Here is a 10,794-nt window from a genome sequence, read left to right as displayed (position 1 = left end):
TCCGTGCAATCGCTTCTGAAGGCTTCAAAACTCTTGCTGAAGGTCAAAAGGTTTCTTTTGACGTAGAACAAGGCCAGAAAGGTCCTCAAGCTGCAAACGTAGTTGCTCTATAATTTAGAGTCTATGTAATCAGTATAAAAAATGTCGGCGCTGCCGGCATTTTTTTTGCCTGTCATTTGTCACGATGATCAACAGTTCAACCCCGTGAGGGGTGTTATCGTTTTAACGTTAGCATACGATATATTAAACGCTTTAATGCTACTGATGATTTCAATTAATTTGAGCCATATCTTGCTCTCCAATACACTGTAATGAGTTACGAGAGATCAGGAACGAAATATGGCTGACCCGACAGACATTCTACTAACGATTACCGAGCTGAGCTCCGGGCTGGAAGCATCGGGTTGCCGGGTGTTGACCGGGGCTTTGCGAGCCGGTGAGCATCTTACGATATCGGGAAGATCGGGCTGTGGAAAGAGTAGTCTGTTGCTGGTCCTGGCCGGTTTGCGTCCACCGGCTCATGGTGGTTTTAGCTGGCAGGGGCGGGATGTTTCTGCTGATGATCTTGGCTGGTGGCGGCAGCAATTCTGCTATTTGCCACAAGAGCCTGTTATGGGGGCAGACACCATTGGTCAGGTTCTTCGATTACCGTGGATGCTGAAAGCGATGTCGGCGTCTCTGCATTCGACAACCATCCCGACACCTCCCTCTGAACCTGATGATATAGTATGCCGAGAAGCGCTGGATCGGGTCGGTCTGACGCAGTCACTGGAATACGCGGTTTCTCTGCTTTCTGGCGGTGAAAAACAACGGCTGGCGATAGCCCGGGCACTGTTGATGCGACGTCCGTTGTGGTTATTAGATGAACCGACCTCGGCACTGGATTCTATCAGTCGAGACAAGATCATGACGCTATTGGATACGGTCGCTCCGGCAAGGATATCGGTGTCTCATGATCCGATCTGGCTGGCTGCCAGCGACTATCACCATCGCATGGAGCAGATCAATGAATAATGTTCTTGAGATCAGCAGCCTGGCACTGGCAGGGTTTTATCTGCTATTACTTATTCCCCTGTTTCTTTTTCATCGCTGGCAACTGGGCTTAAGCCGAACGCTGATTGAAGCTGTGCTTCGTATGACTTTGCAGTTGGCGGTAGTGGGTATTTACCTGCAGACTCTGTTTGACTGGCAGCATCCTGGCTTGAATGTGTTATGGCTGGCTGTGATGGTTTTGATTGCCGGTTTCAGTATTTGCCGCAGGGCTGAGATGAATGTTCGCAAGGTGCTGCCTGCGGTGTTGTTGGGGCAGGTTGTAGCGCTTTTTGTTGTCTTGCCTGCAATGCTGGCTGGGGCAATTCAGGCAGAGCCTTGGTGGCAGGCGCAGTATATGATCCCGGTTGCGGGGATGTTGCTGGGTAACTGCCTGACGGCGAACGTACTGGCGCTTGAACGCTGGTATAGCAGCCTGCGTGAAAAACAGAATGAATATCAGTTTTATCTGGCGTTAGGCGCGCCCAATCCGGGTCAGTCTTTTATTAAAACGGCGGTGAAAGCGGCACTGGCCCCTCAGCTAGCGACAATGGCAACTTTGGGTATAGTCAGCTTGCCGGGTATGATGACAGGGCAGATCCTCGGTGGTACCGAGCCTATCCTGGCGGTGAAATACCAACTGGTGATCATGGTGGCCATTTTCATTGCGGGTATACTTTCTGTTATAACGTGTCTGGCGCTTGTCAGTCGCTTTGCGTTTAATCGCTATGGGCAGCTGACACTTTAAGCAGAATATATTACTGTTACCTGGCCAGATGACGGTTTTTAAATGTTCGTATATCAATATATTAAAGGGCGTTCAATACACAGCTCAATCATTGCGGTCCTAGGTTAGTCATTGAAACGTTGGTCTGTCTGGTGAGTGAGCTGCTGCAGGGGTTGCGAAATTTTCAGCTCAAATCTAGCTTGTTTTGACAGATTAGCCAATGACGGAGTCAGCATTAACAATTGCTGTTTAACCCGCTTACGTAATGTGTCGAATGATTCTGCCGCTACCACCCGTTTTCCATTTAGCATTACCGGTTGCAGTAATGGTTGCCCGTTTCCCGGGTTTTCTGTTTCCAGGCAGAGCTGATCGAAGGCCAGTTGTCCATCGTCTTTCACATGGCGATAAACCTGCTTGCAGCCCGGCCAGGTCGCTTTACCGTGGGAACGTTTACGACGCGCGATACCCGCGTATTCCTGTAGTTTATAAGCACAATTGAGAAAGGGAGCATCTTCCGAGGTCGTCAGGCTGGTGCCAATACCGTAACCATCAATAGGGGCTTGTTGTTGCCCTAAGTGTTCGAGCAAATATTCATCGACACTGCTACTGGCAAAGATACCAATTTCAGAATGACCGGAACGATTGAGAAGGTCCCTTACCATGACGGCTTCATGCCCCAGATCACCGCTATCGATCCGCACGGCCTTGACCGATTTACCTTCGGCTTTTAAATGCTCCGCCAATTTAATCACCCGCTCAGCACCTCGGTAGGTATCGTAGGTATCGATCAGCAAGACTAAGTTATCCGGCTGGCTTTTTGCAAAGTGACGGAATGCTGCCGTTTCCGAGCCGTGGGCCTGAATATAAGCATGTGCCATCGTGCCAAAAATCGGAATACCATATTGCTGACCAGCGAGAACATTCGACGTACCATCAAAGCCCGCAATATAGCTGGCACGGGATGCCTGCATACCTGCATCTGCTCCGTGGGCGCGACGCAGGCCAAAATCGACCAATAGCTTATCGGTTGCAGCAAGCCTACAGCGTGCGGCTTTGGTTGCGACCAGCATTGGTAATTGTAGTAAATTAATCAACCGCGTCTCGATCAATTGCGCCTCTGGCAGAGAGGCTGTTATGCGCACAACTGGCTCATTGGCAAAGAATATCGTCCCTTCCGGCATCGCATCGACTTGTCCGGAAAAGCGGAATTTTCTCAGGTAATCAATCAGATTACTGCGAAAAAATCCGCTGTTGGCCAGATACTCCAGTTCTTCATCGCCGAACCGGGCCTGTGCAAGAAAATCCAGTAACGGCTCCAACCCGGCAGCGATCATAAAGTTACGCCGTGATGGCAGTTTCCGCACAAAAAATTCGAAAACTGCCTCATCTTTCATATCATGATCAAGGTAGCTCTGCACCATAGTAAGCTGGTACAGGTCGGTTAGCTGCGGGCTCTCATAGCATGCCATTCTCTATTTCCTCCACCCGAATACCTGTCGCTCCGGCCTTTTTCATCCGGGCTATCGCATTATCACTATCTCCGGGGTTAAGGTTCACTGCCCGTATCGCATCTTCCAGCAGAACGACATCAAAGCCCTCCCTAATTCCGTCAAGTACAGTATTCAAAACACAATAATCGGTTGCCAATCCGCCAATAAATAGGCGATTACAACCTTTGTTACGGAGCTGCTTACTGAGATTTGTGCACGTAAAGCCCGAGTAGCTATTTAATGTTGGCGTGTCGTCTTTAGATATAATCTCTACATCTTCAGGTAGCCGGAGATCACTGGCAAACTCAGCCCCGTGAGTATGCTGCACACAATGAGGTGGCCAGATACCGCCACAATTTTTAAAGGAGCAGTGATTCAATGGATGCCAGTCACGGGTAGCAAAAATAGGTAATCGGCGCTGATGAAAGGCTTTGATATAGCAGTTAAGTGCAGGTATCACCTGATCTCCGTTTGTTACAGCCAGGCTTCCGCCAGGGAGGAAGTCATTTTGCACATCTACCAGAATCAACGCATCCTGGGCTGTCAGTTTAAGTGAATTGTGGCTATCCATGATGTTATTTCCACGTATTATTTTGAGCGTTACCTCAAGGTTAGCTCATTGTGAAGTCCCCACTTTATTAACTTGAACCTGATCTGTTTTAACTAAAAGATGGCCACGTGTTAATTCTGGGTTTTAACCTTTATCTAACGGAAATATGTAAAAATGTAACATAAGTCAAATTTTTTATAAGTACGGCAGGCTCCTTGCCAATAATTACATAATGAGTATATGCTTAATAATGATATGCTTGTTATTGCTTATGCTTAGGGAGGAAAGATGGCTGGTGTATTAGCGATGATATTGGCTGGTGGAGAGGGGGCTAGATTACGTCCTTTAACTGAGGGGCGCAGTAAACCTGCAGTCCCATTTGGTGGCAGCTACCGGCTTATCGATTTTGCATTAAATAACTTTGCTAATGCGGACTTTTTACAGATCTATGTGCTCACTCAATTTAAGTCACAGTCCCTCTATAAACACATGAAAAAGGGGTGGAGGTTGTCGGGTATTACAGATCGGTTTATTGACCCGATCCCGGCACAGATGCGTAGGAATAAGCGCTGGTACGCCGGAACTGCCGATGCGATTTATCAGAATATTGGTTTTATAGAAATTGCAGCCCCTGCTCAGGTCTGTGTTTTCGGCAGTGATCACATCTATAAAATGGATGTAAAACAGATGCTGGATTTTCATAAGGCCCGACAGGCTGAGTTAACCGTATGTGCAATCAAAATGCCTTTAAGTGAAGCGAGCTCATTTGGGGTGATCGAGATTGATAGTGAGGGACGGATGATCGGTTTTGAAGAAAAGCCGACTACCCCTAAACCTATACCCAACGATCCTGACCACGCGCTGGTTTCCATGGGAAACTATATTTTCGAAACGGAAACCTTGTTACATACCCTCGAAGAAGACGGTACCGATGAAAATTCAAGCCATGATTTCGGTAAAGATATTATTCCTAAGCTTTATCCGAAAGGCCGGGTCTTTGTGTATGATTTCAGCACCAATACCATTGAAGGCGAAGCTGGTCAGGGTTACTGGCGGGATGTCGGTACTATAGATGCGTACTGGCAGGCGCATATGGATTTGCTTTCTGAAACGCCGCCGTTTTCTTTGTATAACCGTAACTGGCCGCTGCATTCCTATTACCCGCCGCTGCCACCTGCGACCTTCCTTGATGGTGACTGCTGCAAAGTGAATGTTAATAACAGCTTAATTTCTAATGGTAGCTATATTCGGGGGGCGAAGGTCCACAATTCTGTACTCGGTTTCAGCTGTAATATCGGGCACTGCAGCACAGTCAGCGAATCAGTTATCCTTGGGGATGTGAAGATCGGTGAAAACTGTTCAATTCGTCGTGCTATCCTCGATAAGGAGGTTCACATTGCATCGGGTACCGTGATTGGCGAGAATCTTGAAGAAGACAGAAAGAAATATCATGTTTCAGATGACGGTATTGTCGTCATTCCGAAAGGTGCAAGAATAGGTTTCTAAGAAAGGTATCAGAAATAAAGCCGCTTAAGACTCTCACTTACATCAATACGTCGGCATTCTAGCCGACGTATTACATTTTTAGCCACGCCAGCGAGAGAGTCATTTTATCTCACTGTGTGTTTTACGATACCTAATCAGGGGTTATAGTGATATCAAGCAATATTAAATCTTGCCCATAACATCCTTACGAAGAGCCGTAATTTATCGGATGCTAATGTTGTTAATTCAACCGTGCAATGTAGATCTTCATCATCGCCAGCAATTAAAAGCCACTCCTCTTCTTTAATTGACAATAACCTATCACCTAATAAGGCAGCCAAAGACTTTGAAGATCGAGTCAAATGGACTATCGCTCCATATTGAACAAGATCGATACTTTGTAAATTACTCCAGCGGATATCTACCGGAAAATCATGGCTATTGAATAAACGTGTTAATCCTTCATGATCGACACCTTCTTCACTAATGACCAAGACACTATCTAAATGATCTTCTTTATAGTTTACACTTGGCATAACAATGATCTCCTAATAACCTTACTCGATTGAGCCATAGCTAGTTTAAGAAACTGCGGGTCATATGCTCAGATCACATAAAAATTGACACTTCACTTAGTAATAATTTTAGTTCAATTGAGCGATGTGAAAGCAGGGTGAGTTCGCGAAGATTATGTGACCAATTTAATCCTTTTTGCTCTGTATCCAGCATTTTTACTTTTAAAAAAAACAATATATTATCAATTTTGTGAGGGTTGCTGATTTATCCGCGTCGTTTTTTTGTTGGTACGGATGTACGTACAACGGACTTGCATCGCTCTGGCGAAATGTACCGGAATCATGGTTCACTTAATTATTTGACAGAGCGGGAGTTTTCTTGTTGAAGAGGCAGTCATTGATGGCACATATTAGATATTATTTTGTCCTTTTTTTATGGTCTGAGCCTTTACGCTCCAGGTATAGACATAGTGAACGCCGCTGACAACAGTCATCAAAATCACCAACCATAAACCGATCTGGAAACTGATCGCGGGAAACACCGGATACACCTGATGGGTTAACAGCATCAGGGAGAAAATAATCTGCACAGCCGTGCTGATTTTACCCCAGATACTCGGTACAACGTCATAACGTCCGAACTGCCAGTGATAGACGATCGCCCCTGTGATGATAATCACATCCCTCGTGACGATTATGGCTGCTACCCACCAGGGCAGTAATTCTACTAGGGCAAAAGCGACATACGTACTGATCAGCAACGTCTTATCGGAAAGCGGATCAACGATAGCCCCGTAACGACTCTCGGCATGCATCTTACGCGCAATCAGTCCGTCGACACCGTCACTGAGTCCGGCAATAAAGGCTATCCACAAGACCGCAGGGTAGTTTTCATTCAGGATCAGCAAACAGACAGGCACTGCCAAAATCAGGCGCAATGTCGTCAATATATTTGGGATCAGTTTGATTACACCACTAGTCATTAGACGTTAATCATCCGCAATTAAGCTGCATTCGTTGAGGTCTGTCTTATTCCAGTGTAAACCCGCATTAGGCTTTCGACGTTATTTTCTCACAAGAATGTTAACCAAATAATTAAGGATAATACCGCCAAGGCGGACAAAGAGTCCCGCTTCTGACTTGCCCATCAAACCGTGGCCAGTTTTACTTGACCATATACAGCTTATTTCATGAATCCGGGAGCAGCGCTGTTGGATTCGGTTTATTGGGTATAAACCTGGCTATAGACCCATGACAGCATAATTACAAGCTCTCAAACGGAAGCTAAATCACTAAAATATAGTCATTTAGTGACTAAACTAGAGTCATACATATAAGAGGGACATATATGCCAATTAAACCCCTGAGCAGTGACAAGTTGTATCGTGCGTCTGAATTGAATGATCTTAGTCCGGATGAGTGTAAATCGACTAAGCACCTGATTCCGTTGGATGAAATTGTGGGACAGGAGCGAGCTCAGCAAGCTGTTGAGTTTGCCATGTCTATTAAAGAGAAAGGCTATAACATTTATGCCATCGGTCGTAATGGTCTGGGTAAGCGTACAATGATGCTGCGTTACCTGCAACGCCATGAACTCAATGGCAATAGCCGTACGATCTATGATTGGTGTTATGTCGTTAACTTTGAGGAAACCCGCAGCCCGAAAGTGCTCAAGTTACCGGCAGGAACCGGTAACCAGTTTAAGAAAGACGTCGAAAAGCTGATGATGCGTCTGGTGAAGGCCTTGCCGCTGGCGTTTGACAACGAGATGTACTATTCCCGCTCGGAAACGTTGAAAAGCCAATTAGCGGAGAAGCAGGAGACCGCATTGGTTAACCTGACCAAGGAAGCGAAAGAGAAAAATATCAGTCTGGCGTTAACCACTCAGGGTGACTACCAGCTTGTCGCTTTAAATGGTGAAGAGCCACATACTGAAGAAACGTTTGATGCGCTGTCGGAAAAAGAGCAACGTGAGTTCGAAGCGATCATCGCAAAACTGGAGATAAAGCTGCGCGGTATAATACGTCAGCTGACTGAATGGGAAGAGGAGTTTTCTGATAAGCTCCAGAAGCTGAATGAAGAAGTGGCACTGGAAGTCTTGAGCCATTTCATTAAAACGCTGACAGAGCAGTATCGATCCCTGCCTGAGGTGAAAGCGCATTTATCGGCGATGAAGAAAGATATTTTGGAAAACCTCGATATTTTTCTGGAGGAAAGCGAAGAGCAGGTCGCACTGGCTTATGCGGCGCTTGATAAGAAGATGCCTCGCCGCTATCAGGTGAATGTGTTAGTGAGCCAGGATGAGCATAAGTTCCCGATAGTGGTGGAAGAGAGCCCGAACTACCATGCCATTTTTGGTTATGTTGAAAATGCGACCTACAAAGGCACGGTGTTCACGGACTTTTCATTAATCCGCCCAGGGAGTTTGCATCGTGCAAATGGCGGTGTACTGATGATGGATGCGGTGAAAGTACTGGAGCGGCCTTATGTTTGGGATGGTCTGAAGCGTGCGCTGCGTTTACGCAAATTGAACTTAAGTTCGCTGGAGCGGGAAGTTACCCTCTCTGGAACAATTTCATTAGATCCTGAGCCGATCCCATTGGATGCCAAAATTATCTTGTTTGGTGATTATCAGACTTATCAGCTACTCCAGCATTATGATCCTGAATTCAGTGAACTGTTCCGGGTGACCGCTGACTTCGAAGATGAAATGCCTCGTACCGATAAATCGGAAGAGCATTATGCACGATTCATCTCCAGTATTGTTCATGATAACAACATGCTGCATTGTGATCGCCGGGCAATCGCTCGGGTTATTGAATATAGTTCGCGCCAGGTTGAAGATCAGAACAAACTGTCACTGCACTCTGCAGACATTGCCAATTTACTGCGCGAGACAAATTACTGCGCCCGCTCGATGAATGCCACGGTGATCCGCAGTAGCCATGTCGAGCAGGCATTAATGAACCAGGAAAAGCGTGTCAGCCGATTAAAAGATCAGGTAATGCAAAGTTTTATGAACGGTACGACCTTGATCGATACCCAAGGTGATGCCGTCGGTCAGATCAATGCATTATCGGTGATTGCAACCTCAGACTATCAATTTGGCGCACCGAATCGCATTACTGCCACTACGGCGTTTGGTGAAGGTGATGTGTTTGATATTGAGAGAAAAGTAAAGCTTGGTGGCAGTATCCACTCGAAAGGAGTCATGATCTTATCGGCCTATCTAGCATCGATTTTTGGTAAAACCGCCAAAATACCATTGTCCACGCACCTTACATTCGAACAATCGTACGGTGGCGTTGATGGTGACAGTGCATCAATGGCGGAATTATGCGCCATTGTTTCGGCATTTTCTCAGCAACCGTTACGTCAGGATATTGCCATAACGGGCTCGATGAATCAGTTCGGCGATGCCCAGCCTATTGGTGGGGTAAACGAGAAAATAGAGGGGTTCTTCGATGTTTGTACGATTAAAGGACGCCAGTCAACGCAAGGGGTGATTATTCCTGAGTCGAACGTTCACAATCTGATGTTGCGAAAAGATGTGATTGAAGCCGTTGAGAAAGGTGAATTTCATATCTGGGCAATCGGTCATGTGACGGAAGCGATTGAGATCCTTACCTCAAAATCGGCAGGCACGTGGAATGAAGAAGGCGGCTATGCCAGCGGTTCTATCTATGGCATCGCCCAGGCAAAATTGAATGCCTTAAGAAAATAACGCGATAGCGTGGTTGAGGCTGCCTAGCCGGCAGCCTTTTTTACAGTGTAAATTCTATATACCGTTTGGCATTTATTATATAAATTCACAATATTAATGAGCAGTTTCTAGTGATAGGTATTTATGACCAACGGTTATGAATGTCTTGATTATGCTATGACGTCGGCCCCTGCAAAGCAGGGACGGAGTAAAGGAGTATTACTTAGTCAGGTATTAACGGGCATCAGCTGGTAGAAGGAAGAGACCGGTCGGGTTAATCGTCAGGTAGGCATGGTCTGACAGACCGGCATCAAACTGCGAAGAGTTCAGTTGCAACAATAATTCCTGATCATGCCACATTACTGCCACTTCATACATTGAGCCCATATACACGACATTGTTGACGATACACTGCTGACAAGGCTCGCCCTCGTGTGCCAGTAAAATAGCTTCCGGACGCACACCGATCTGATAATCGCCCGTGGGGTTTCCACGGATCACTTCCGGATCCGCCGCAATACGATAGCCATTAATATTCAGCTGCTCACCGTCAAAACTGCCTGAGAAGATATTGGCATCCCCCATGAAGTTTGCCATGAACATCGATGCTGGCGACTGGTAGAGATCGCCCGGTGAGCCTTGCTGCATGATCTCGCCATCATTCATTACAATAACGGTATCAGAGACCGCAAACGCTTCGGTCTGATCATGGGTAACGTATAGTGACGTGATATTAAAACGTTGCTGCAATTCACGAATGGTTTCACGCATACTGCGGCGTAAGTTGGCATCAAGGTTACTCAGCGGTTCATCAAACAGCAGTACTTTAGGTTTAAGCACCAGTGCTCGCGCCAATGCCACGCGCTGCTGCTGTCCACCAGAAATCTGGTCAACAAAGCGATCGCCCATCCCTTCCATGTCAACTAGTTTTAATGCGTCGTCGACCCGCTGTTTAATTTCAGCAGCAGATAATTTCAGCATTTTCAGGCCATAGCCCACATTCTCATGCAGCGACAGGTGGGGGAATAGTGCATAAGATTGGAATACCATACAAATATCACGCTGTTGTATCGAGGTATTGGTAACATCTTCATCGTCAATGAAAATTTGACCGCTGGTGGGCTTTTCCAGCCCTGCCACTAAACGTAGTACTGTGGTTTTACCACAGCCGGATGGCCCTAGCAGGGTTACTAAGCTGCCTTTTTTGATCTCCAGATCAAGGTTGCCAATAACCGTATTGTCACCAAAGCGCTTGCAGACATTTTTCAGAACTACAAAGTTGTCGTTTGCCATAA

10 protein-coding genes are annotated in these 10,794 nt (G+C 46.4%); 5 read left to right on the top strand and 5 right to left on the bottom strand.

The genetic code is table 11. The annotated features are described in order from the left end of the window. The 3 genes from AC2204_RS19110 to AC2204_RS19100 all read left to right on the top strand — a co-directional run. On the top strand, positions 1-113 hold a 113-nt coding region (locus AC2204_RS19110; protein ID WP_318927437.1), incomplete at its 5' end, for a cold-shock protein. A gap of 226 nt (positions 114-339) precedes the next feature. Further along, complete coding sequence (locus tag AC2204_RS19105; RefSeq protein ID WP_318927433.1) at positions 340-1,014, top strand: ABC transporter ATP-binding protein; 675 nt, start codon at positions 340-342, stop codon at positions 1,012-1,014. Beyond that, positions 1,007-1,777, top strand: coding sequence for an ABC transporter permease (locus AC2204_RS19100; protein ID WP_318927432.1), 771 nt, complete (start codon positions 1,007-1,009; stop codon positions 1,775-1,777). The genes AC2204_RS19105 and AC2204_RS19100 overlap by 8 nt, the downstream gene beginning before the upstream one ends. A gap of 104 nt (positions 1,778-1,881) precedes the next feature. Here AC2204_RS19100 and AC2204_RS19095 read toward each other — a convergent pair whose 3' ends face one another. Together AC2204_RS19095 and AC2204_RS19090 are read right to left on the bottom strand one after the other, a co-directional pair. Next, positions 1,882-3,225: a nicotinate phosphoribosyltransferase gene (locus tag AC2204_RS19095; RefSeq protein WP_318927431.1), complete on the bottom strand. Its 1,344-nt coding sequence runs from the start codon at positions 3,223-3,225 to the stop codon at positions 1,882-1,884. Further along, entirely contained in the window at positions 3,212-3,817 is a 606-nt protein-coding gene (locus tag AC2204_RS19090; RefSeq protein WP_318927430.1) for a nicotinamidase, read from the bottom strand. Before AC2204_RS19090 ends, AC2204_RS19095 begins: the two co-directional genes overlap by 14 nt. Positions 3,818-4,084: 267 nt before the next feature. Here AC2204_RS19090 and glgC point away from each other — a divergent pair, with 267 nt between their 5' ends. Further along, positions 4,085-5,302, top strand: a complete 1,218-nt coding sequence (gene glgC, locus AC2204_RS19085; protein WP_318927429.1) for a glucose-1-phosphate adenylyltransferase — start codon at positions 4,085-4,087, stop codon at positions 5,300-5,302. A gap of 152 nt (positions 5,303-5,454) precedes the next feature. Here the strand turns inward: glgC and AC2204_RS19080 are convergent, their stop codons facing one another. Continuing rightward, positions 5,455-5,817 carry a hypothetical protein gene (locus AC2204_RS19080; RefSeq protein WP_318927428.1) on the bottom strand — a complete coding sequence of 121 codons (363 nt, stop codon included), beginning with the start codon at positions 5,815-5,817 and terminating at the stop codon, positions 5,455-5,457. A 389-nt stretch (positions 5,818-6,206) separates the two neighbouring features. Then, positions 6,207-6,779 carry a CDP-alcohol phosphatidyltransferase family protein gene (locus AC2204_RS19075; protein ID WP_318927427.1) on the bottom strand — a complete coding sequence of 191 codons (573 nt, stop codon included), beginning with the start codon at positions 6,777-6,779 and terminating at the stop codon, positions 6,207-6,209. A 365-nt stretch (positions 6,780-7,144) separates the two neighbouring features. Between AC2204_RS19075 and AC2204_RS19070 the strand changes: the two genes are divergently transcribed. After that, complete coding sequence (locus tag AC2204_RS19070; protein WP_318927426.1) at positions 7,145-9,520, top strand: Lon protease family protein; 2,376 nt, start codon at positions 7,145-7,147, stop codon at positions 9,518-9,520. A gap of 213 nt (positions 9,521-9,733) precedes the next feature. Here AC2204_RS19070 and fbpC read toward each other — a convergent pair whose 3' ends face one another. After that, positions 9,734-10,792, bottom strand: coding sequence for a ferric ABC transporter ATP-binding protein (fbpC, locus tag AC2204_RS19065; RefSeq protein WP_318927425.1), 1,059 nt, complete (start codon positions 10,790-10,792; stop codon positions 9,734-9,736). Positions 10,793-10,794 lie beyond the last annotated feature (2 nt).

This window comes from Photobacterium sp. (genome assembly GCF_057456235.1).
Note: the sequence above shows the minus strand (reverse complement) of the source record. Positions and strands in the feature narration are given on the sequence as shown.

What these genes read in the sequence shown, in the direction of transcription:
- AC2204_RS19105 (WP_318927433.1), top strand. Translation starts at nt 340, where the DNA reads ATGGCTGACCCGACAGACATTCTACTAACGATTACCGAGCTGAGCTCC.
- AC2204_RS19100 (WP_318927432.1), top strand. Translation starts at nt 1,007, where the DNA reads ATGAATAATGTTCTTGAGATCAGCAGCCTGGCACTGGCAGGGTTTTAT.
- AC2204_RS19095 (WP_318927431.1), bottom strand. Translation starts at nt 3,225, where the DNA reads ATGGCATGCTATGAGAGCCCGCAGCTAACCGACCTGTACCAGCTTACT.
- AC2204_RS19090 (WP_318927430.1), bottom strand. Translation starts at nt 3,817, where the DNA reads ATGGATAGCCACAATTCACTTAAACTGACAGCCCAGGATGCGTTGATT.
- glgC (WP_318927429.1), top strand. Translation starts at nt 4,085, where the DNA reads ATGGCTGGTGTATTAGCGATGATATTGGCTGGTGGAGAGGGGGCTAGA.
- AC2204_RS19080 (WP_318927428.1), bottom strand. Translation starts at nt 5,817, where the DNA reads ATGCCAAGTGTAAACTATAAAGAAGATCATTTAGATAGTGTCTTGGTC.
- AC2204_RS19075 (WP_318927427.1), bottom strand. Translation starts at nt 6,779, where the DNA reads ATGACTAGTGGTGTAATCAAACTGATCCCAAATATATTGACGACATTG.
- AC2204_RS19070 (WP_318927426.1), top strand. Translation starts at nt 7,145, where the DNA reads ATGCCAATTAAACCCCTGAGCAGTGACAAGTTGTATCGTGCGTCTGAA.
- fbpC (WP_318927425.1), bottom strand. Translation starts at nt 10,792, where the DNA reads ATGGCAAACGACAACTTTGTAGTTCTGAAAAATGTCTGCAAGCGCTTT.